The organism is Stenotrophomonas sp. Sm10 (genome assembly GCF_030985515.1).
GTDB classification, from domain to species: Bacteria; Pseudomonadota; Gammaproteobacteria; order Xanthomonadales; family Xanthomonadaceae; genus Stenotrophomonas; species Stenotrophomonas hibiscicola.
The window spans coordinates 17,050-38,351 of the sequence record NZ_JAPTFO010000041.1; the positions used below are offsets into that span (position 1 = coordinate 17,050).

General features: G+C 67.9%; 15 protein-coding genes and 1 riboswitch. Of the genes, 4 read left to right on the forward strand and 11 right to left on the reverse strand.

Annotation, left to right across the window (positions count from 1 at the left end):
- The first annotated feature begins 90 nt into the window (after positions 1–90).
- Positions 91–504, forward strand: coding sequence for a hypothetical protein (locus O0J15_RS12810; protein ID WP_308305753.1), 414 nt, complete (start codon positions 91–93; stop codon positions 502–504).
- Positions 505–576: 72 nt separating this feature from the next.
- Here O0J15_RS12810 and pnuC read toward each other — a convergent pair whose 3' ends face one another.
- From pnuC to O0J15_RS12845, 7 genes are all read right to left on the reverse strand, one after another.
- A complete protein-coding gene (gene pnuC, locus O0J15_RS12815) occupies positions 577–1,146 on the reverse strand; it encodes a nicotinamide riboside transporter PnuC (RefSeq protein WP_308305754.1) in 570 nt (189 codons plus the stop codon).
- A gap of 8 nt (positions 1,147–1,154) precedes the next feature.
- Positions 1,155–3,344, reverse strand: coding sequence for a TonB-dependent siderophore receptor (locus O0J15_RS12820; RefSeq protein WP_308305755.1), 2,190 nt, complete (start codon positions 3,342–3,344; stop codon positions 1,155–1,157).
- 70 nt (positions 3,345–3,414) lie between these two features.
- A riboswitch (TPP riboswitch) is annotated at positions 3,415–3,510 on the reverse strand.
- 43 nt (positions 3,511–3,553) lie between these two features.
- Positions 3,554–4,678 carry a phosphotransferase gene (locus tag O0J15_RS12825; protein ID WP_308305756.1) on the reverse strand — a complete coding sequence of 375 codons (1,125 nt, stop codon included), beginning with the start codon at positions 4,676–4,678 and terminating at the stop codon, positions 3,554–3,556.
- Between the two features lie 128 nt (positions 4,679–4,806).
- Complete coding sequence (locus O0J15_RS12830) at positions 4,807–5,214, reverse strand: glycine zipper 2TM domain-containing protein (protein WP_014645533.1); 408 nt, start codon at positions 5,212–5,214, stop codon at positions 4,807–4,809.
- Positions 5,215–5,459: 245 nt separating this feature from the next.
- Positions 5,460–7,451, reverse strand: a complete 1,992-nt coding sequence (locus O0J15_RS12835) for a peptidoglycan-binding protein (RefSeq protein WP_308305757.1) — start codon at positions 7,449–7,451, stop codon at positions 5,460–5,462.
- A gap of 112 nt (positions 7,452–7,563) precedes the next feature.
- The gene (locus O0J15_RS12840) at positions 7,564–8,334 is read right to left on the reverse strand and encodes a hypothetical protein (protein WP_019661904.1); all 771 of its coding nucleotides are present in this window, start codon (positions 8,332–8,334) and stop codon (positions 7,564–7,566) included.
- A gap of 378 nt (positions 8,335–8,712) precedes the next feature.
- Positions 8,713–9,351 (reverse strand): response regulator transcription factor, encoded by a 639-nt coding sequence (locus O0J15_RS12845; protein ID WP_019661903.1) that lies wholly within the window; start codon positions 9,349–9,351, stop codon positions 8,713–8,715.
- A 75-nt stretch (positions 9,352–9,426) separates the two neighbouring features.
- Between O0J15_RS12845 and O0J15_RS12850 the strand changes: the two genes are divergently transcribed.
- The gene (locus tag O0J15_RS12850) at positions 9,427–13,026 is read left to right on the forward strand and encodes a transporter substrate-binding domain-containing protein (protein ID WP_308305758.1); all 3,600 of its coding nucleotides are present in this window, start codon (positions 9,427–9,429) and stop codon (positions 13,024–13,026) included.
- Here O0J15_RS12850 and O0J15_RS12855 read toward each other — a convergent pair.
- Together O0J15_RS12855 and O0J15_RS12860 are read right to left on the reverse strand one after the other, a co-directional pair.
- A complete protein-coding gene (locus O0J15_RS12855) occupies positions 13,020–13,421 on the reverse strand; it encodes a cytochrome c family protein (protein ID WP_021202094.1) in 402 nt (133 codons plus the stop codon). The genes O0J15_RS12850 and O0J15_RS12855 overlap by 7 nt on opposite strands.
- 64 nt (positions 13,422–13,485) lie before the next feature.
- The gene (locus tag O0J15_RS12860) at positions 13,486–15,162 is read right to left on the reverse strand and encodes an electron transfer flavoprotein-ubiquinone oxidoreductase (RefSeq protein ID WP_019661900.1); all 1,677 of its coding nucleotides are present in this window, start codon (positions 15,160–15,162) and stop codon (positions 13,486–13,488) included.
- Positions 15,163–15,418: 256 nt separating this feature from the next.
- Between O0J15_RS12860 and O0J15_RS12865 the strand changes: the two genes are divergently transcribed.
- Positions 15,419–16,582, forward strand: coding sequence for an acyl-CoA dehydrogenase family protein (locus O0J15_RS12865; RefSeq protein WP_180832891.1), 1,164 nt, complete (start codon positions 15,419–15,421; stop codon positions 16,580–16,582).
- A gap of 376 nt (positions 16,583–16,958) precedes the next feature.
- Here O0J15_RS12865 and O0J15_RS12870 read toward each other — a convergent pair whose 3' ends face one another.
- Positions 16,959–17,438: a tRNA (cytidine(34)-2'-O)-methyltransferase gene (locus O0J15_RS12870; RefSeq protein ID WP_021202091.1), complete on the reverse strand. Its 480-nt coding sequence runs from the start codon at positions 17,436–17,438 to the stop codon at positions 16,959–16,961.
- 69 nt (positions 17,439–17,507) lie between these two features.
- Positions 17,508–17,984 carry a hypothetical protein gene (locus O0J15_RS12875; protein WP_014035556.1) on the reverse strand — a complete coding sequence of 159 codons (477 nt, stop codon included), beginning with the start codon at positions 17,982–17,984 and terminating at the stop codon, positions 17,508–17,510.
- A gap of 415 nt (positions 17,985–18,399) precedes the next feature.
- Here O0J15_RS12875 and O0J15_RS12880 point away from each other — a divergent pair, with 415 nt between their 5' ends.
- Positions 18,400–21,249 (forward strand): pitrilysin family protein, encoded by a 2,850-nt coding sequence (locus O0J15_RS12880; protein ID WP_308305759.1) that lies wholly within the window; start codon positions 18,400–18,402, stop codon positions 21,247–21,249.
- Positions 21,250–21,302: the final 53 nt, after the last annotated feature.

The following is a 21,302-nucleotide window of genomic DNA, read 5'->3' on the forward strand; positions in this document are numbered from 1 at the left end:
CCACGCATGGCGTGGCTCTACTGTGCCGCCATCTGCCTGTCATCTACCGCCCCGACCATCAGCCGTTGGATGAGAGCGCAGGGGCGGACGATGGCGATGGCAAGGAACACAACCGGTGCACGCCGCTGGTGGCGGCCGCTGGCCGCGGTGTTCGGTGCGCTGGTACTGGGGAGCGCGGCGGTGTCCGCGCAGGAAGCCCCTGCGCATTGGATGGCCTACGCCGCTGCGGTCGGTGGCCAGCTGCAGCAGCGCCTGCAGCAGGAGCAGGACCCGCAGGCGCAGCGCGTGCTGGAATGGCTGCAGGCACATCCGGACGCACCGACGCCGCTGCCGGTGAGCGTGTGGATCGCGGCGGATGGCCGCATCTCGAAGCTGGAATTCGACAGCCTGGGCGATGCCCAGGTCGACGCCGACCTGCGCGCGACGCTGCAGGGCGCGCCGTTGCAGGCAGCCCCGCCGGCCGACATGCGCCAGCCGCTGCGGCTGGGGCTGGTGCCGAAGTAGATCCACGCCATGCGTGGATGTGGTGGGTAGATGCCGACCTTGGTCGGCAGGCGCGCGCCGCATGGCGTGGCTCTAGTGCGTTGCCACCTGTGGCTCGCGCGCGGCGGCGCTCCATGCGCGCAGGCCAAACACGGCCAGGCCGAGGAAGAACACGTACAGCGCGGCGGTCACGTGCAGCGACTTGAACAGGTACGCACCCACGTAGACCACGTCCACCGCGATCCACACCCACCAGCAGGCCACGTGGCGGCGCGCCTGCCACCACTGCCCGACCAGGCTCAGGCCGGTCAGCAGCGCGTCCAACCACGGCATGGCGGCATCAGTGAAGCTGTGCATGGCTGCACCCAGCGCCACGCCACCACACAGGCCGATGGCCAGGTCGCGCAGCAGCTTGCCGCGCGCCAGCGGCACGATGCGGATGCTGCCCTCATCGGCGGCATGCTGCCGCCAGTTGAGCCAGCCGTAGACCAGGAAGCCACCGAAGGCGACCTGCAGCAGGGTGTCCGAGTACAGCTTGGCCTCGGCGAATACCAGCCCGTACAGCGTCACCGACAGCAGGCCCACCGGCCACGCCACCAGCCGGCGCCGGGCCATCAGCCAGACGCCAAGGATGCTGCACAGTGCGGCGGTCCACTCGAGCATCACGCCGCTCACAGCGCGAACGTCACCGACAGGCGGGCCTGTCGCGGTGCGCCGGGGAACAGGTAGTAGTCACCGCCGCTGCTGCCGGTATCGCGCCAGTAGAAGCGGTTGAACACGTTGTCCACCGACAGGTTCCAGGTCACCGCACGCTCGTGCAGGCGATGCTGGAAGCGCAGACCAGCGTCGAACACCGAGTAGTCCGGTGCGCGCACGCCGCCGTCGGCACGTGCGACGTTGGCACCGGCATAGCGCCAGCCGCCAGTGACATCCAGGCCCTGCACGAACGGCAGCGCATAGGCCACATGCACGCTGGCCCGCACCTTCGGCACATTCACCAGCTGATGGCCTTCATAAGCCGGCGTGCCGGTGTCGCGCGCACGCGCCTGCAGCACGCTGGCACTGGCCACGATCTGCAATGCGTCGGTCAGCTGGCCGTTGGCGGTCAGCTCCAGGCCGGTGTGGGTCTGGGTGCCTTCCTCGACGAAGGTGTAGCCCACGTCGCTGTTGTCCGGCCTGGCGTACTGGTACGGCTGCGAAATGCGGAATACCGCCGCGCCCAGCGTCAGTGCTTCGACCGGCACGTACTTCACGCCCACTTCCAGCTGCCGCGACTGCACCGACGGCAGGAAGGTGTCGGCGTTGCTGGTCCAGAACGGCGCTTCCTGGCCCAACGAAATGCCGCGCACGTAGCTGGCATAGGCATTGAGCTGGTCGGTGGCCTTCCACACCACGGCGGTCTGCGGCAGGAAGCGCGACAGGCGGCTGTGCCGCTGCGGGGTGCCACGCTTGTCGTAGGCACGCTCGTCCAGGCGCACGAAGCGGCCACCCGCCAGCCACTGCCAGTCATCGCCGAAGCTCATCCGGTCCAGCGCGAAGAACGCGGTCTGGCGGCTGTCCAGGCGACGTGCGGACGGGCCCGGCATCTTCGGCGACGGCGCGAACACCGGCACCGGTGCGTCGTGGATGTTGGTGGTGCCGACGTACTCGTTGACGCTGGGGCGCTTGTCCACGGTGCGGCGGAAGTAGTCGGCACCGAGGGTCAGCTCATGGCCGACGCTGCCGGTCTCGAAACGGCCGCGCAGCTCGGCACGGGCCTGCTGGTTGCGGCGGGTGTCGTCCGGGCTGCGGTAGTCGTAGACGTCGTAGTCGCCATTGGGTGCGAAGTAGTTGCCCGGCACGCTGCCGTCGGCGCACTGCGTGGCGTAGTAGCAACCGTAGGCGAAGGCGACGTTGTCATCGATCACCGACCGGCTGTGGCCGACCGACACGCGGGACTGCCAGGCGTCGTTGAAATCGTAGGTGTGCAGCGCGGTGATGTTGGTGCTGGCAATATCCACCGGGCGCTGCCACGGCTGGTAGCCGAGCAGGTGCTCGCGGTCGACGCCGCGCGGCAGGTCACGCGCGCCCAGCAGCTGGTAGCCGGACACCGAACGTTGCGAACTGGTCTGGTAATTGGCGTCCACCTCCAGCTTGCCGCGTTCGCCGATCAGCCAGTCGGCCGCGAGCGAGTAGAAATTGCGGCGGCCATCCGCGTGCTCGACATAGGAATTGCTGGAATCCCACGCGGCATTCAGGCGCAGGCCGAAGCGCGGGGTGATCCAGTGGCCGACATCGACGGCGACGTAGCGCGAGCCTTCCGAATCGGTGCCGAGCGTGGCGGTGCGCACTTCGGCCGGGCGCTTGCCGATGTAGTTGATGATGCCACCCGGTGCCATCACGCCTGCGGCCAGGCCGGCTTCACCCTTGAGGATCTCAACCGACTGCACGTTCTCCAGCGCCAGGCGCTGTTCGCCGGCGATGGACAGGCCGTTGAAGCGGTAGCCGGTGGCGGCGTCCAGCGCGAAGCCACGGATGGCGATGTTCTGGTAGTAGCCCACAGGTGCATACGCATCACCCAGCGAGGCATCGTTGCTGGCCAGCTCGGACAGCGAACGTACCTGGCGACGGTCGAGATAGTCGCGCTCGAGCACGTTCACCGAGGCCGGCGTGTCCTTCCAGCTGCCGCCACCGAAGGCGTTCACGCGCGAGGTATCGGCTTTCGGTTTGCCGGCCTGCACGCGCACCGCTGCCAGTTCGGTCGGCGAATGCTCGGCGCCGGTGGCAGCCGCATCGGGGGACGCTTCGGCCTCGCTGGCGTGCAGCGGCAGCGCGGCGCAGAGGGCGAGGGAGAGCAGGGTGGGGCGCAGGCAGCGGTTCATTCGATTCGTCTTCGGACAACAAGGGAGACGAAGCGACGGCGCGCAGGTGCACCGGCCCATGACGGGGGTGTGGCTGCGGCTCAAAGCTCCCTACGCCGGTGCAAACCGGATCAGGTTCCAAGGGACTCTCTCAGCCTGGCAGATCCAGGCACCCCCGCTTCAGGTGACCATTTCACTACAAATGGTACGGATTTGCGAGCCGGCGCCCTTCAGGCTGCCGCGTGCAGGGCCTGCAGCAGTGCGTGTCCCGGCGCGCTGTGGAACCACGCCGGGTGCCCCAGCATGAAGGGCTGCCACGCCACGTCGGCATTCGCGGTCGAGCCGGTGACACCTTCGAAGTACTCCACTTCGGACAGTGCGAAGTCGAAATGGACCATCGGCAGCAGGTCGGCCAGCAGGTGCACGCGTGCCGCCGACAGCGGCAGTACCTGGCGGTAGCCGTCGAGCAGGGCCAGCGCGATATCGATGCGCACCGCCTCCATGCCGCGCTCCAGCTCCAGCCACGCCACCGCGTTGCGCTCGATCGCGGTGGCGAGGTCGAACAGTGCGCTGGTGGGCGAGGCGAGGCCGAAATCCAGCACGGTGCTGATCTGCCCATCGCGCCACAGCAGGTTGGACACATGCCAGTCGTTGTGGGCCCACAGCCGCGGCTCGTCGCGCAGGCGCTTGGCCAGGCCGGCATGCCACGGCAACACGTCACGCTGCAGCTGCGCTTCCCACGGAATGCGCGCGAGATAGCGGGCCAGCCCGGGGCGCTCGTGCAGTCCTGCCTTGATGGCCGCGACCGGATCGTCGGCGCGGATCAGATCGTCGCGCGCGACCAGCACATGGGTGCTGCGCTGGGGCGCGTGGTAGCTGGCTGCGGCACGGTGCAGCTGTGCGAGTGCGCGTCCGGCTTCACGGGCCTGCGCGATATCGGTCAGCAGCGACCACGACACCGCGTCGCGATACAGGTCCTCACCGACGCCAACCGCATGCAGCTCGAAGGTCCATTCGCCATGCTCGACGGCGCTGTGGCCATCGGCCGCTGGCAGCACCTGCACCACCGGCACGCCCGCTGCGGCGAGATGGGCGATGAAGTGGTGTTCTTCTTCCAGGCAGGCCGCACTGCGCACGCTGTGGTGGTGGCGCTTGATGAACAGCGCGCCGTCCACGCCGTCGACGATGGCGGCGGCCGACAGCGGTCGGGGGCTGTGCCAGCGCGGTTGGCTGTGCTCGCCCAGCTGCGGGTAACGCTGGCGCAGCCACGCGATGTCCGCCGCGCTGATCGGTGGCCAGTCGGCAGCGACCTCGTCGTTGTTGAGGCCCTGCACGCGGTGGGAAGAAGAATTCATGCCGCAGCCCCGGTGGGGAAAGTCACATCCAAGGCTGCGCATTCAACGCCATGCACGCGGCCAACGCAAACGGGCGGGTCATCGACCCGCCCGTCCGTGCATCAGCTGCGGTGATGCCGCCGCGCTGCCTACCAGCCGCGATGGCGGCCGCGGTCGTGGTAGTAGCGGTTGTCGTAGTAGCGCTCGCGCTGCCAGCGACGGTCGTCACCGCGGTCGTAGTAGCCGCTGCGGTAGTAGCCACGGTCGTAACGGCGATCGTAGCGGTCGTCGTAACGGCGATTGTCGTAGTAACGACGGTCGCGGCGGTCGGAGGTGGTCAGGTTGCCGATCGCGCCGCCGGCCACGGCGCCGCCCACGGTGGCGGCAGGATCACCGTTGGAGAGCAGGTTGCCGGCCACGCCACCGACCACGGCGCCGACCAGGGTGCGCTTGTCCTTCCTCGACATCGCGCTGGCATCGCTGACCACGGCGACACCGGCCACCAGTGCCAGAGCCATCGCCAGACCACGGAAGCTGAGTGTGGAAGTACTGAGCATGTTCGTTCTCCTGTGAGGTGCATGCCACGCTGGGCAGGGAGGGCGCGGGCGCCCCGGCTGCCGTGGTGTCCACGCTGGCGTTCCAACATTGCCGGAACATTGCCTGGTCCACCGTGCGGCTTGCGCATTCATCTAGCGGCAGGCGGCATGAAGCAAGGCTGAAAGCGGCCTCGGCCGCTCAGCTGGCAGAAAGGGAAAAGGCCACGCGGACGTGGCCCTCCCTTCTCTCCCAAGGCGCTGCGGGCTTAGACGCCCATCGCCTTCTGTGCCTGCCGGGCCTGCTCCTGCTGGGCATCCTGCTGTTGGTGCAGCACGTTTGGGGCGCCCTGCACGGCACCACTGCTGAGCGCCAGGCTCTGCTCGCTGGCGGCACGGGTCTCCACCGCCACGCGGCTGGCCGCCGGGTCACCGATCGTGCCCTGCACGGCGAACAGGCGCTCACCGTTCGGGCTCGGCACCACCGTGTCGATGCGTTGCAGGCCGGCGGCATGCGCCTCCTTGGTCAGGGCCGCGGCGGCGCTTTCCAGCGCGTGGCGATCCTTGAAGGTACCTGCCGGCAGCCGCTCCAGGCCTTCGGTGGCCTGCAGGTACATCGGATTGCGTGGGTGCCGCTCGTCGTTCAGCAAGGGCCGTTCGCGTGCTTCCTTGATCGCTTCCAGCGTCTTCGGACCGACGATGCCGTCGACGACCAGGCCGTTGTCCTTCTGCAGCTGGCGCACTGCCGCGTCGGTGTTGCGGCCGAAGCGGCCATCCTCGACCAGTGGCTTGCCGTCGGCGCCGACGTAGCCCAGGTGGCCCAGCTGCTCCTGCACCTTGCGCACGCCCTCGCTGTGTGCGCCCTGCTTGTACAGTTCGGCGTGCGGGGTGGCGGCCGCCTTGTGCTCGGCGTTGGCCTTGCCCTGGGTCTGCTCGTGCGACTGGGTGCGGTTTTCCAGCAGGTCACGGGCCTTGGACAATGGATCGGACGCGAACAGCTTCCAGTGCGGGTGGTCCTTCACCTGCTTGAGGTAGTCCTCCACCGGCATGGTGTGCACGCCCTTGCTGCCGGTGGACTGGCTGATCAGCAGCTTGTCGGTATTCGGGTCGCGCACCACCATCACGATGTGGTCGATGCCGTTCCAGTGTTCATGGCGGGTCCTGGCCGTATCCAGGCCGATGATCATGCCTTCCTTCAGCGCACCGGGCTTGAGGATCGCGTCGCGGTCAAGCAGCACGCCGGACTGGTCGAATGCCTTGCGCACGATGCCGCCGGAACCCAGGTTGCCCAGGTCGATGCGATCGGCCTTGCTGAACACCGCATGCCCGGCCTTCTGGTTGATCTCGTCCATGGTCCGGTTCTGCAGCGTGCCGACCCAGCCGGAGCAATCGATGTAACCCTGGTCCACGTTCTTGCCGGTCTTGCCCGGTACGTACAGCGGGTGGCCCGGAATGTTGATGGCGTACTTCACATCGTCGTACTTCACGCCGGCCTCGTAGGCGGCCTGCAGTTCGATGCCCGGTTTCGGCGCGGCAGCGGCTGTCGCGGTTGCCGCCAGCGTGGCAGCACCGGCCGCCACGGCTGCGCTGGCCTGTGCAGGCGCGGCCGGGGCCTGGCCCTGGCCCTGCGCCACCGCCTGCGGTTCGATGTTCTTTTCCGGGATGCTGATCGCTGCGTACTTGTGGATGTAGTAGCTGGAGAAGGCCCGTGCCAGGTCGCCATCGTTCATGCCGCGCATTTCGGCCAGGCTGTGGCCGGTCAGCGCCTTCGCGTCCGACCCGATCTGGTTCAGCACGTTGCGGCGCATGTTGATCTCGTCGCCGTGGCTGTTGCGGACCACGCCGAAGGTGCCGGTGGCAATGGCGGTCTGCACCGAGCCATAGCCGGCACTGCCCTGCTGGTGGGCCAGGTACAGGTCCAGCCCGGTCGGCGTACTGCCGCCGGACAGGTACGGGTGGCCGGTGCGCTCGTTGCGGCGTGCCATCGAGTCCAGGTTGTCCTGGTACATCTGCGCGGCCGCTTCGGTGTTGCGGGTGGGGTCGAACTCGTGGCCGGTCAGGTGGTACTGGCGTGCGGACCCGGGCACGAACTGGAACAGGCCCTTGGCGCCGGATGACGCGTTGTGGGCGCGCTCGTTGAACGTGCCACCGGTCTCGATGTACGCGAAGCGCATGAAGTCGTCGACCGGAATGCTCTTCTGCCTGGCGACCTGCTCGACGATGTCCAGGACTTCCTTTCTGCTGTAGTCATGCTGTGCCATGACGTTTTTCCTCGGGGTTGATGGAGCGGCGCATGCCGCGAATCGCCAACCGGACTCATCCGTGAGTCAAGAACATGTCGGTCAACAGGGAACCCGCGCGTGGCGGGTGCTTTCAGCGCGCGAGGTACTGCTGGGTCGCGCTGTCGAAGGTGTAGTGCACGGTGTCACCGGCACCCAAGGTGCGGGTCCTGCCGGGGCCTTCGAGGGTGGTGCCCTTGAAGGTCACGGTCAGTCGCGGCAGGCCGTTGCCATCGGCAGCGAAGGCCAGTTCGCCGTCGCTGCCGGTGCAGGGCATCACGTTGCCTTCGTCGCAGGCGGCGCTGTTGTCTTCGCCTGTGCGCACCGTACCGACATAGCGCCAGACCTTGCTGTCCACGTCGTCTTCGCTGCGCCTGGGGTTGAACAGCAGCAGCGCATAGCCGGTGCTGCTGACGCCGCGGTCGAAGCTGCTGGTCGGCACCGCCAGCAGCAGGCGGCCGTCGGCGGTGCGATGTTCAAGCGGCTTGCGCCGGGTATCGACGTCGTCGGCCTTGTCGTACGCGCCCAGTGCGCCGATGGTCCATTCCTGGCCACGGAACTTCCACGGCTTCTTCGCGTCGGTGCCGGCCAGCACGAAGGTGGCCTCGGCGAGGTTGGCGCGGTCGTCCGGACCGGCCTGCGTCTGCTCGCCAGGCTTGCCGTAGTGCTCGCGGGTATCCCAGGAGAAACCCGTGTAGTACGTAGTGCCATCGAGAGTGAAGGTGTGGCCGAACCAGAAGGTCGCCACGCTGCCGTTCTGGACCTCATAGGAGGTCGCGCCATCGCCATCCACTTGATAGGTGAAATACATCACGGTCGGCGCGTCGGGCGGGGTAACGGCGGTGTCGGGAGAGGTGTTCTGCATCGTGGCAACATCCTGTCGGGGCGCATTGGCAGCCTGCGCAGGGGCGCCGGGCTGGGAGGACGAGGGGACCGGATCGGCGGCGCTGCACGCGGCAGCGGAAAGAGAGACGAGCAGGCACGCCGCGAATGCGCGCAGAGGCCGCAACGGCAGGGTCCAGCGTAGCTTGGGGGGATGTTGCATGCGCCTCTCCATGGTCAGCGTTGCCGGGCCAGACGGCCGGCAGGGAACCGCGCCACGTCCACCAGGGACGGGAGCGAGGACATGAGCCGGTCGATTCCTTCGACCTCGCATTGGGAACTCATGCCCCACCATCTTGGCACAGATCGGCGGCCCGTCAAAGAGGGCAGTGCCAGATGCCCTTCCTGTGCGATCTGGCTCTCAGATCTTGCCGTCGCGCAGGTAATCGAACAGCTCGGCGTCGCCCTTCAGGCCCAGTTTGAGCATGGCATCACCTTTCTGCCGGCTGATGGTGCTGACGCTCTTGTGCAGCTGAAGCGAGATTTCCTTCACGGTCATGCCGGTGCCGAGCAGCCGCAGCACCTCCACCTCGCGTGGCGACAGCGGCTTGCCGTCACCCTCGCGCATGCGCCAGCTGCCGGCAGCCTCGACCCGCTCGCGCAGGCTGCGGCTGATGTAGGGCTGGCCGCGGTAGACCGACTGGATGGCCTGCGGCAGCTCGTCCATCGACGAACTCTTGTCGACCAGGCCGAGCACGCCGCTGTCGAGCACCATGCGCAGGATCGCCAGATTGCTGGAGACGCTGAGCATCAGCACCGGCAGGTCTGGATGACGGCGGCGGATCATGCCGATCATGGCGAAGCCGTCGGCCTGCGGGCTGCCCGGCATGGAGTAGTCGGTCACCAGCAGGTCGCAGGGCTGGCTGCCGAGCAGGGCCATCAGCGCCTGCGCGCTGTCGGCTTCGCCGACCACGCGGCCCACCCCGCTCGATTCGATGACGGCGCGGGTACCGATACGGACCACCGGGTGGTCGTCTGCGATGATGATGCGCAAGCTCATGCTCTAGTATGGCCACCGGGCTGGCTGGGCCGCGACCATCGCGGTCCCTGGCAGGATTCTAGGAGATCGACGCCGATGCGTAGCTGGGCTGTTCGCGGGCTGGTCCTGCTGCTGGTCGTACTGGCGCTGCCGGCAGCGTTGGCGCAGGCGGTGCCCGGGCCGTTGCCGCTCAGCCCCCTGCAGCGCGAGTACCTGGCCGCCCATCCGATCATCGTCGTGGGTCAGTATGACAGTGGCTGGCCACCGTTCGAGTCCCTCCGTGATGGCCAACAGGTTGGCCTGGGTCCGGATTATCTGTCGCTTCTTGCCCGTCAGTTGGGCGTGAAGGTGGAGGCAAGGCGCTACTCCGACTGGACATCCGTGCTGGATGCGGCATGTCGTGGCGAGATTGATGTGGTGATGAACGTCGGGCTCAGTGCCGACCGCACCCGCTGCATGGTCTACACCGCCGCCTATGGCGAGGCCCCGCTGGCCCTGGTGGGGCGCCCGGATGACCTGCGTGCCTCCGACAATCCCGATCTGGACGGACTGCGGGTGGTGATCGAGCAGGACTTCCTGACCGGGCCCCAGGTGCGCGCCCGCTTTCCGCATGCGCGCCAGCTTGTCGCAAACAACTCGTTGGCGGCCTTGGAGATGGTCAGAGACGACAAGGCCGACGTTTACATCGGCAATGCCTATGTGGCCACCGAACTGATCGCCCGCGAGGACCTGCAGGGCGTCGTGCTGCTGCGCCCCAGCGATCTCCCGCCGGAGCGACTGCACTTCGGCATTCCCAACGGCAAGCAGCCACTGGCCGAAGCGCTGGACCTGGCGCTGGCCGCGACCAGCCAGGCCCAGCGCGATGCGCTGGCGCAGCGCTGGCTGCCACCTCCGCGATGGTCGGCATCGGCACAGCTGGCGCTGAGCCAGGCCGAGAAGCGGGTACTGGAGCAACCGTTGAGGATCGGCTTCGCGCCGAACGCGGCGCCACTGTCGTTCGCCGACCAGGATGGCAACCCCAGCGGCCTGGCCAGCGAATACCTGCGCCGCCTGCTGCAGGCCGGCGCCAACCTGCAGGTGGAAAACAGCCATGACTGGTACGAAGTGCGCGAGAAGGCGCGCCGCGGCGAGCTGCAGGCGGTAATGGGCATTCCGGCCGATTCGCGCTACCTGGGCCCGGACTGGGTGTTCAGCCAGCCCTTCATCAGCGTGCCGAACGTGATCGTCAGCCGGCGCGATAGCCCGGCGCTGCTGGGCCTGTCAGACCTGCAGGGCAAGCGGGTGCTGCTGTCCGATCCGGAGCGCGTGCGTGGTTATGTGCTGCAGCAGGCACCGCAGGCCCGGATCATCGCGGCGCGCAGCGCGGAACAGGCCCTGCAGCGCCTGATCAATGGCGACGCCGACGCCTATATAGGCAACCTGGCCGTGGTGGACCACCTGCTGCGCAACCGCTTCCCGGGGCGCCTGCAGGTGGCCGCACCGGCCGGCTTCAACGATCAGCTGGTGCTGGCTGTCGAGCGTCGCCATGCCGCCCTGGCCACCACCTTCGACCGCCTGCTGCTACAGATGACCCCACGCAAGCGCGAAGCCCTGCGCGGCGACTGGCTGGCCGTCGAATACCGCAACGGCCTCGAGTGGACCCGCGTGGCGCGCTGGGGCGTGCCGCTGCTGCTGGTGCTGCTTACCGCGCTGCTGGTGCACGCCATCGGGCATTGGCGGCTGCGCCGTGAGGTAGCCGGGCGTCGCCATCTGGAACAGCGCCTGGCCGAAGTCACCGACAACCTGCCCGCCGTGGTCTATCAGGCACGCCGTGCGGCTGACGGAACCCTCAGTTTCCCGTTCATTGCCGGTGACCTGCAGGCGTTGTTCGGGATCAGCCGGCAGCAGGCCGAACAGGATGCAACCTGCCTGCTGGAGCGCATCGAGGAAGATGACCGCGAGCACATCCTGCATGCGGTCGAGCAGGCGGCGCGGCAGTTCGCGCCGCTCATTCTCGAGTTCCGGCTGCGTCCTGAAGGCACCGGCGCGCGCTGGGTGCGCAGCCAGGCCCATCCCTATGCTGCGGAAGCGGGCGCGGTGATCTGGAGTGGTTACTGGGTGGACGTCAGCGAGGCGCGTGCGCAGGCCGAGGCCCTGACTGCGGCCAAGGCAGAGGCCGAACAGGCCGCGGAGGCGAAGTCGCGTTTCCTGGCAACCATGAGCCATGAGATCCGCACGCCGATGAGCGGCGTGCTGGGCATGCTTGAGGTGCTGGCCCATTCGCCGCTGGATGCCGAGCAGCAGCGCATTCTCAACGTGATCGAGGATTCCGCGCAGATGCTGCGGCAGATCCTCGACGATATTCTCGATTACTCGCGGCTGGAGGCCGGCGCACTGCGCCTGGAACCGGTGCCGCAGCCGCTGCGGCCCTTGCTGGAGAGCGTGTGCCGGTTGCTGTCGGCGCAGGCCAGTGCACGTGGGCTGGACCTGCACGTGCAGATCGACCCACAGCTGGCAGCGGCGCACGAAGTGGATGGCGTGCGCCTGCGCCAGATCGTGTTCAACCTGCTCAGCAACGCCATCAAGTTCACCGTGCGCGGCGAAGTGCGGTTGCAGCTGGAAGTGCTGGGGCCGACCGCCGAGGACGGCAGCCAGCCGCTGTGCCTGAGCGTCACCGACACCGGCATCGGAATCGCGCCGGAACAGTTGCAGCACCTGTTTGCGCCGTTCACCCAGGCCGGTGCATACATCCAGCGTGACCATGGTGGTACCGGCTTGGGCCTGAGCATCTGCCAGCGCCTGGTGCAGATGATGGACGGCGAACTGGAGCTGCACAGCACGCTGGGCGAGGGTACCCGCGCCGAGGTGCGGCTGTCGCTGGTGGAAGCCGGCCGTGGCGATGTTGAAGCGCTTGCCGCCGAGGAGGAACAGGCGGCGCTGCTGCCGCCGGCGTTGCGCGAGGCACGCGTGCTGGTGATCGAAGATCATCCGACCAACCAGGCGATGATGGCCTGGCGCCTGCAGCAGCTGGGTGTGCCGCATGTGCTGGTCGGCGATGGCCAGCAGGGGCTGGACCGGTTGGCGTCGGAGCCGTTCGATCTGGTCATCACCGATTGCCGGATGCCGGTGCTGGATGGCTTCGCCTTCACCCGCCTGCTGCGCGAACGCGAGGGTCGCAACGGCCAGCCGCGGCTGACCGTACTGGCGCTCACCGCCAGCGTACTGGACGACGATGCACGGCGCTGCCGCGAGGCCGGCATGGACGAAGTACTGTCCAAGCCGCTGTCGCTGGCAACCCTGCGCGCCGCGCTGCTGCGCTGGTTGCCGCAGGCGCAGGGACTATCGGTTGTGGAGCCGCAGGCCGGACCCGCTGCCGACGATGGCGGGACGCTGCCTGATCTGGCCAGCCTGCAGCGGCGGTTCGGCTCACGCGTGGTGGCCGAGCAGCTGCACGACAGCCTGTTGCAGGCCAGCGAGGGCGATCTGGCGACCGTGCAATGCGCCGTCCAGGCCGGCGACCGCGAAACCGCGGCGCTGCACCTGCATCGCCTGGCCGGCGGCATGGGTGCGGTTGGGGCGACGGTGCTGGCCGGGCAGGCCAACGCACTGGTCGAGCGCCTGCAGGATGCGGGCGAGACCGATCCGGCACCGGTGTTCGCCGCTGTAACGGCGTTCGTGGCACGGCTGCAGCACCAGCTGCAGCGATTGGCTCACTGAGCCGACTGCTGTTGCAGGTAGGCGATCACCAGCGCGCGGCGTTCGGCGCTGGGAAAGGCGTTGTACATGCGGGTGCCGGGCACCACGTGGGTGGGCGACTGCAGGAAGGCATCCAGGGTCTGCGCGCTCCAGGTGATGTCGGCGCGGCGCATGCCCTCGGAATAGCCGTAGTCGGGCAAGCTGCCGGCGCGGCGGCCGATCACGCCATGCAGGTTCGGCCCGAAGCGGTGGATGCCGCCGGGCTGCACGGTGTGGCAACCGGCGCACAGTTCGAACGCGCGCTGCATGGCCTGCTGCCGGGCCTGTTCGGGCGTGGCGGGCGCAGCAGGCGGGCGCTGGCAGGCCGTGGCGAGCAGGGACACGGCAATGGCGATGAGCAGGCGGTCGGCGCGCATGGGCGGCAGGATAGCGGTGCGGTCGAGCCGCCGGGCTGCGACACGCGGTCGCAGCCCGGGGCGATCACATGCCCGAGTAGTTCGGGCCGCCGCCGCCCTGCGGGGTCACCCACACGATGTTCTGGGTGGGGTCCTTGATGTCGCAGGTCTTGCAGTGCACGCAGTTCTGCGCGTTGATCTGCAGGCGCGCGCTGTCGGCTTCGCCGACGAACTCGTACACGCCGGCCGGGCAGTAGCGCGCTTCCGGACCGGCGTACTCGGCCAGGTTCACCTTCACCGGAATGCTCGGGTCCTTCAGCGTGAGGTGGCTGGGCTGGTTCTCGTCGTGGTTGGTGCTGCTCAGGAACACCGAGCTGAGGCGGTCGAAGGTCAGCACGCCATCCGGCTTCGGGTAGGCAATGCGGGTGTGCTTGGCCGCCGGCTCCAGGCAGGCATGATCCGGCTGGGTGCGATGCAGGGTCCACGGCGGGTTGCGCACGCCCAGTTTGGGCAGCAGCCACTGCTCCACGCCGGTCATCAGCGTGGCCACGGTCTGGCCCTTCTTGAACCACTGCTTGAAGTTCTTGGCCTGCTGCAGTTCGGTGAACAGCCAGCTGGCTTCGAACGCCTTCGGGTAGGCGCTCAGTTCATCGTGCTGGCGATCAGCAGCCAGCGCGTCGAACGCGGCGTCGGCGCACAGCATGCCGGTCTTGATCGCGGCGTGGCTGCCCTTGATGCGGCTGGCGTTGAGGTAACCGGCCTCGCAGCCGACCAGCGCGCCCCCGGGGAACACCGTCTTGGGCAGCGACAGCAGGCCACCGGCGGTGATTGCACGGGCGCCGTAACCGATGCGGGTGCCGCCCTCCAGGTGCTTGCGGATGGAGGGATGGGTCTTGAAACGCTGGAACTCCTCGAACGGGCTCAGCCATGGGTTCCTGTAGTCCAGGCCGACCACGTAGCCGATGGCGACCTTGCCGCCGTCGGCGTGGTACAGAAACGCGCCGCCGTAGGTGTCGCTGTCCAGCGGCCAGCCGGCCGCATGCACCACCAGCCCCGGCTCATGCCTGGCCGGGTCGATCTGCCACAGTTCCTTGATGCCGATGCCGTAGGCCTGCGGGTCCTTGCCTTCGTCCAGTTTGTAGCGGGCGATCAGCTGGCGGCCGAGGTGGCCGCGCGCGCCTTCGGCGAAGACCGTGTACCTGGCGTGCAGCGCCATGCCGCGCTCGAAGGCCGGGCCGATGCTGCCGTCCTTCTCGATGCCCATGTCGCCGGTGGCCACGCCGATCACTTCACCGTTGTCGCCGAACAGCACTTCGGCGGCGGCAAAGCCCGGGAAGATCGCCACTTCCAGCGCCTCGGCCTGCTGCGCCAGCCAGCGGGTCACTTCGCCCAGGCTGATGATGTAGTTGCCTTCGTTGTGGAAGCACTCCGGCAGCAGCGCGTTGGGCGTGCTGCGTGCGCCGGTCTCGCTGAGGAACAGGAATTCGTCGCGGGTGACCTTCTGCTTCAGCGGTGCGCCGCGTTCGGCCCAGTCCGGGAACAGTTCGGTCAGTGCGCGCGGGTCCATCACCGCACCGGAGAGCACGTGCGCGCCCGGTTCGGAGCCCTTTTCCAGCACGCACACCGACAGCTCGCGACCGGCTTCGATCGCGCGCTGGCGCAGGCGGATCGCGGTGGCCAGGCCGGCAGGACCGGCGCCGACGATCACCACGTCGAACTCCATTACTTCACGCGGGGGCAGGGCGTTGGCTTCAGCGCTCATCGATTGCATGACTCGTGGGTAGGGCCGGCATCGGGGCCACCGGCGGTGCCTGGGAATCGCGCGTGCGGCCACGGGCGAAACGGTTGTTTGAATGTGTCAGGGTACCGGGACGCGCGTGATCGAGCTAGATAGACGCCGTTCACCGCACGATTGCTGCAGCGCAGCGTAGTGCCTCAGCCCTGGTGGGGGCCAACCCTGTCGGCACGCGCTGCCCGGATGACCGACAATGGCCGGGTCCTGACTGCGTGTGAGTGCCATGGCTTTGCATCCGTACGATCTGTTCGATGTCCGTTCCCTGCTCAATGAGGAAGAGCGTGCGGTGCAGGAGAGTGTCGCCCGCTTCACCAACGAGCGCGTGCTGCCGATCATCGGCGATGCCTTCGACCAGGCCCGTTTTCCGTCTGAACTGGTGCCGGAGATCGCGTCACTGGGCCTGCTCGGCGCAACGCTGCCGACCGAGTACGGCGGCGGTGGCCTCGGCGCGGTCAGCTATGGCCTGATCTGCCAGGAGCTGGAGCGCGGCGATTCCGGCCTGCGCAGTTTCGTCTCGGTGCAAAGCTCGCTGTGCATGTACCCGATCTACGCCTATGGCAGCGAGGAACAGCGCCAGCAGTGGCTGCCGGCGATGGCGCGCGGCGAGCTGATCGGCTGCTTCGGCCTGACCGAGGCGCATGGGGGTTCCGATCCTGCCAGCATGAAGACCCGCGCCGTGCGCGACGGCAGCGACTGGCGCATCAGCGGCAGCAAGATGTGGATCACCAGCGGCCCGGTGGCCGACCTGGCCATCGTCTGGGCGCAGACCGAGGACGGGATCCAGGGCTTCGTGCTGGAGAAGGGCATGGCCGGCTTCAGCACCCAGGAAATCAAGCACAAGATGAGCCTGCGTGCCTCGCTCACTGGCGCGCTGTACTTCGATGACGTGCGCGTGCCCGACAGCCACCGCCTGCCCAACGTGAAGGGCCTGAAGGGACCGCTGGGCTGCCTCACCCAGGCCCGTTATGGCATCAGCTGGGGCCCGATCGGTGCGGCCATCGCCTGCCTGGATGAGGCGCTGGGCTACGCCAAGGAGCGCGTGCTGTTCGGCCGCCCGTTGGCGGCCACGCAGAGCGCGCAGATCAAGCTGGCCGAGATGGCCCGCCGCATCACCACCGCACAGCTGCTGGCGCTGCAGCTGGGCCGGCTGAAGGAAGCCGGCCAGCTGCAGCCGCAGCAGGTCAGCCTGGCCAAGTGGAACAACTGCCGCATGGCCATCGACATCGCCCGCGAGTGTCGCGATCTGCTGGGTGGGGCCGGCATCACCACCGAACACGTGGCGATCCGTCACGCGTTGAACCTGGAATCGGTGATCACCTATGAAGGCACCGAGACCGTGCACCAGCTGGTGATCGGCCGCGAACTGACCGGCATCAACGCGTTCTGAGTGCACCGGTAGTGCCGGCCGCTGGCCGGCATTGTCCAGTAGCGTATTCGCAGGCGAGCGATCGGTGTGCCGAACCGCGCACCGGACCGCGATGGGTTCAAGGACAGCCTGTACCGCGCGGCTGTCGGGTCCGCCTTGAAGCGAGCCGAGCACCGCAGGTCCGGCGGGGGCGAAGAGGCGCGGGTGTCTGAGCGCAGCGAGTTCCGCGCCGTCCCCCGGCGGGCAGAGGGGCGCAGGGTACCGGTGCGCAGCACCGGCTCGCGGATGGCGGCGCGTTTCTTTTGGTTACTTTTCTTTCCGCGCGGAAAGAAAAGTAACGCCCATGAACGCATGCGCCCGCCACAGCAACAATCAGGCAGAAGAGAGGCGCGTGGCGCTACGCGCCGCCGGCAAACCCATGCTGCCGCCACGCCTCGTACATCACCACCGCAACGGTGTTGGAAAGATTGAGGCTGCGGTTGCCCGGCCGCATCGGCAGGCGCAGGCGGCGGCCGTCGGGCAGGGCATCGAGCACGTCCTGCGGCAGGCCACGGCTTTCCGGCCCGAACAGGAAGGCATCGCCCTCTTCAAAGGCCACGCTGTCGTAGCGCACGCTGGCGCGGGTACTGAGTGCGAACAACCGATTCGGTGCGATCCGCGCCAGCGCGGTGTCCAGGTCGGGGTGCACCTGCAGGCGTGAATACTCGTGGTAGTCCAGCCCGGCGCGCTTGAGCTGCTTGTCTTCCAGTGCGAAGCCAAGCGGCTCGACCAGGTGCAGCTGCGCGCCGGTGTTGGCACAGAGCCGGATCACATTGCCGGTGTTGGGCGGGATTTCCGGTTGGAACAGGATCACGTGGAACTGGGGCGCGGCATTCATCGGCGCAGTGTACCTGCGACGGCGGCTGCCTTTACGGCGCACGCCCTGCGCGAGGCAGGGCGGCACCGGTTACGGACGCAGCAGGACCTGGGCGGTTTCGGTGGCCAGGGCCTGCAGGTCGGCGGCGCTCGGACGCACCTGCAGGGCCGGCAGGTTGACGATGACCGAGTTGGCGACGTTGGTGGCGGCGGCAGCCAGGGTCGCGGCGTAGCGCTGGGCTTCCAGCTCGGCGGCCAGGGCGACGCGCTGTTCCAGGCTCGGGCGCACTTCCACCGAGGCCAGGGTGGTGATCGGCATCGCGGCCGCAACCGGGGCGGCGACGTAGCCGTTGCGCTCGGCCAGCTGGTCGGCGCTCGGGCGCACTTCCACGGTGGCCAGGGTCGGGATGCCGCTGGCCTGTTCCCAGGCCTGCTGGGCCAGCTGGTCGGCGGCAGGGCGGACCTGCACGGTGGACAGCGTCTTGATGGATTCGGAGGCCTGCACCGACGAAACAACCGCGGTGCCGGCAATCAGGGCGATGGCGATGGCAATGGTCTTGGCGTTCATGACGGGGCCTGTTTAGTGTTGGTGATCAGTGGTGTGGTAGTAAGGTAGTACACCAATTCTGGGCTTGCAAGGAAAATTTCCGATTTCCTGCATTTGTTCAGTCTTCAGTCAGCTTTCGTCTGAAGCCCTTCCTGGCGCAGGAACTACCAAGCAATCCGCGTGCCAACTTTTAGTTGTTGATTTAGAAGGGGTTTGTTCGGGTAGAGAAGTGTCCGGTGGGCGGACACCTGTCCATTCCTCGGGCCGCGGACACTGTCCGGACGTTGCCTGCGGGCGCTTGTGACCGCCCCTCCCGGGCCGCAAAGCAGGGGTGGAGGGGCAAGGAGGCAAACACCCCCAGTGACTGCTGGCCGATTCCGGCCGCTGTGCGCGCAGGCTAGGATCGGGGTTCACCTTCGTGACCAAGGATCCGGATATGTCTCTCGCCCTTCGCCCGCGCGCTGCACTGCTGGCTGTCGCCCTCAGCACCGCCCTGGGCACGCTTGTGCCTTCCCATGCGCTGGCGGCCAAGCCGGCCGCACCGGCCAAGGTCGATATCCCGTACGAGCAGTTCACCCTGCCCAACGGCCTGCGCGTGATCGTGCACACCGATCGCAAGGCGCCGATCGTCGCGGTCAACGTCTGGTACCACGTGGGCAGCAAGGACGAGCCGGCAGGCCGTACCGGCTTCGCGCACCTGTTCGAACACCTGATGTTCCAGGGCAGCGAAAACCACGACGGCGAATTCTTCGAGCCGTTCAAGCAGGTGGGTGCCACCAACCAGAACGGCACCACCAACACCGACCGCACCAATTACTTCGAGAACGTGCCGACCACCGCGCTGGACATGGCACTGTGGATGGAATCGGACCGCATGGGCCATCTGGTCGGTGCGATCGACCAGGCGGCGCTGGACGAGCAGCGTGGCGTGGTGCAGAACGAGAAGCGCCAAGGCGAGAACCAGCCCTACGGCCAGGCCTGGGACCAGCTCAACAAGGCGCTGTATCCGGTGGGCCACCCGTACCACCACGGCGTGATCGGTTCGATGAACGATCTGAACGCGGCGTCGCTGGACGACGTGAAGACCTGGTTCCGCACCTGGTACGGCCCGAACAACGCGGTGCTGGTGCTGGCCGGCGACATCGACCTGGCCACCGCCAAGGAAAAGGTCTCCAGGTACTTCGGCAGCATCCCGGCCGGCCCGACCATGGCGCAGCCGGCGGTGAACGTGGCCAAGCGCAGCGCCGATACGCGCGAGACGATGACCGACAAGGTGCCGCAGGCGCGTATCTACCGCGCCTGGAACGTGCCGCAGGTCGGCACCACCGAGGTCGATCAGCTGCAGCTGTTCGCGCAGGTGCTGGGCGGTGCCAAGTCCTCGCGCCTGAGCCAGCGCCTGCAGCACCAGGACAAGCTGGTGGACAGCATTGCTGCCGGACTCTCCACGTCACAGCTGGGCTCCAACTTCGTGATCATGGCCACGGTCAAGCAGGGCCAGGACCCGGCCAAGGTCGAGAAGATCATCGACGAGGAGTTGGACCGGCTGATCAAGCAGGGCCCGACCGCCGCGGAACTGGAGCGCGCCAAGACCGGCGCCCGCGCCGGCTTCATCCGCGGCATCGAGCGCATCGGTGGCTTCGGCGGCAAGGCCGACGCCCTTGCAGAATGTGCGGTGTTCACCGGCGACCCGGGCTGCTTCCGCACCTCGCTGGCCAACATCGAGAAGGCCAGTGCCGCCGATCTGAGCCGGCTCGGCGCGCAGTGGCTGGACAAGGGCAGCCACACCCTGGTGATCGCACCGGGTGAGCGCGTGGCGCTGAAGGAAGATCCGAGCCAGGCGCCGAAGCCGTTCACCGTGCCAGCGGTGGACCCGAAGTACAGCACGCTGCCGGAGCAGGTCGACCGCAAGGCCGGCGTGCCGCAGACCCGCGAGTTCCCGCAGTTGAAGTTCCCGGCGCTGCAGCGCGCGACACTGAAGAACGGTACCCAGGTGATCCTGGCCGAGCGCCATGAGATTCCGGTGGTGCAGTTCAGCTACCAGTTCCCGGGCGGCTTCAGTGCCGACCAGGGCCGCAAACCGGGCACCGCCAACTTCACCATGAGCCTGATGACCGAGGGTGCCGGCAAGCTCGGCTCGCTGGCCTTCGCCGATGCGGCGGATGCGCTGGGCGCCAGCCTGGATGCCTCGGCCGGCCTGGACTCGATGAGCGTGGACCTGTCGGCGTTGAAGGAAAACCTGGTGCCGTCGCTGGCGCTGTACCGCGACCTGCTGCGCGAACCGCGCTTCGAGCAGGGCGAGATCGACCGGGTCAAGGCGAGCTGGATCGCGGGCATCCAGCAGGAGAAGGTCAACCCGGGTGCGGTGGCGATGCGCGTGCTGCCCCCGCTGCTGTACGGCAAGGGCCACCCGTATGCCATTCCGTTCACCGGCAGCGGCGACGAGGCGGCGATCAACGGCCTGACCCGCGAGGACCTGGTCGACTTCCATCACGACTGGCTGCGCCCGCAGAACGGCACCCTGATCGTGGTCGGCGACACCACCCTGGCCGAGATCGTGCCGCTGCTGGACAAGCAGCTGGGCGACTGGAAGGCTGCCGGCGATGCCCCGCAGGTGAAGGCGGCCACCGACGTGGCGCTGCCGAAGGGCCCGCGCGTGTTCCTGATCGACCAGCCGGGCGCGGTGCAGGCCAACCTGTTCGCCGGCCAGGTGGTGGCACCTTCCAGCGCCACCAGCTCGACCCGCTTCGACATCGCCAACGGTGTGATCGGCGGCGACTTCACCTCGCGCCTGAACATGAACCTGCGTGAAGACAAGCACTGGTCGTACGGTGCGCGCAGCAGCGCGGTCAATTCGGTGGGCCAGCGCCCGTGGATGGCCAGCGCGCCGGTGCAGATCGACAAGACCGGCCCGGCACTGGCGGAAATGCGCAAGGAAATCGCCGCGTTCGCCGATGGCAGCAAGCCGGCCACCGCTGCCGAGGTCAACCGCATCCGCAATATCCAGACCCTGAGCCTGCCCGGTGCCTACGAGACCGCCAGCGCGGTGGCCTCGACCATCGGCTCGATCGTGCAGTTCAAGCGCCCGGACGGCTACGTGCTGCGTCGCAAGGCCGAGATCGAGGCGATGACCCCGGCGCAGGTGCAGCAGGCCGCCGCCGAGATCAAGCCGCAGGCGCTGACCTGGGTGGTGGTGGGTGATCTCAAGCAGACCGAAGCGGCCGTGCGTGCGCTGAACCTGGGCGAGGTGACCGTAATCGATGCCGAAGGCAACCCGGTCAAGAAATAAGGGATGTGCCTGCCCGCCACGGCGGGCAGGTCTCCCGTGGTAGCGGGGGGGGG

Excerpts from the sequence above, each read along its gene's own strand:
- O0J15_RS12875 (WP_014035556.1), bottom strand. The coding sequence starts at position 17,984 with ATGAACGCCAAGACCATTGCCATCGCCATCGCCCTGATTGCCGGCACC.
- O0J15_RS12855 (WP_021202094.1), bottom strand. The coding sequence starts at position 13,421 with ATGCGCGCCGACCGCCTGCTCATCGCCATTGCCGTGTCCCTGCTCGCC.
- O0J15_RS12830 (WP_014645533.1), bottom strand. The coding sequence starts at position 5,214 with ATGCTCAGTACTTCCACACTCAGCTTCCGTGGTCTGGCGATGGCTCTG.
- O0J15_RS12810 (WP_308305753.1), top strand. The coding sequence starts at position 91 with ATGGCGATGGCAAGGAACACAACCGGTGCACGCCGCTGGTGGCGGCCG.
- O0J15_RS12835 (WP_308305757.1), bottom strand. The coding sequence starts at position 7,451 with ATGGCACAGCATGACTACAGCAGAAAGGAAGTCCTGGACATCGTCGAG.
- O0J15_RS12880 (WP_308305759.1), top strand. The coding sequence starts at position 18,400 with ATGTCTCTCGCCCTTCGCCCGCGCGCTGCACTGCTGGCTGTCGCCCTC.
- O0J15_RS12860 (WP_019661900.1), bottom strand. The coding sequence starts at position 15,162 with ATGAGCGCTGAAGCCAACGCCCTGCCCCCGCGTGAAGTAATGGAGTTC.
- O0J15_RS12825 (WP_308305756.1), bottom strand. The coding sequence starts at position 4,678 with ATGAATTCTTCTTCCCACCGCGTGCAGGGCCTCAACAACGACGAGGTC.
- O0J15_RS12840 (WP_019661904.1), bottom strand. The coding sequence starts at position 8,334 with ATGCAGAACACCTCTCCCGACACCGCCGTTACCCCGCCCGACGCGCCG.
- O0J15_RS12850 (WP_308305758.1), top strand. The coding sequence starts at position 9,427 with ATGCGTAGCTGGGCTGTTCGCGGGCTGGTCCTGCTGCTGGTCGTACTG.
- pnuC (WP_308305754.1), bottom strand. The coding sequence starts at position 1,146 with ATGCTCGAGTGGACCGCCGCACTGTGCAGCATCCTTGGCGTCTGGCTG.
- O0J15_RS12845 (WP_019661903.1), bottom strand. The coding sequence starts at position 9,351 with ATGAGCTTGCGCATCATCATCGCAGACGACCACCCGGTGGTCCGTATC.
- O0J15_RS12870 (WP_021202091.1), bottom strand. The coding sequence starts at position 17,438 with ATGAATGCCGCGCCCCAGTTCCACGTGATCCTGTTCCAACCGGAAATC.
- O0J15_RS12865 (WP_180832891.1), top strand. The coding sequence starts at position 15,419 with ATGGCTTTGCATCCGTACGATCTGTTCGATGTCCGTTCCCTGCTCAAT.
- O0J15_RS12820 (WP_308305755.1), bottom strand. The coding sequence starts at position 3,344 with ATGAACCGCTGCCTGCGCCCCACCCTGCTCTCCCTCGCCCTCTGCGCC.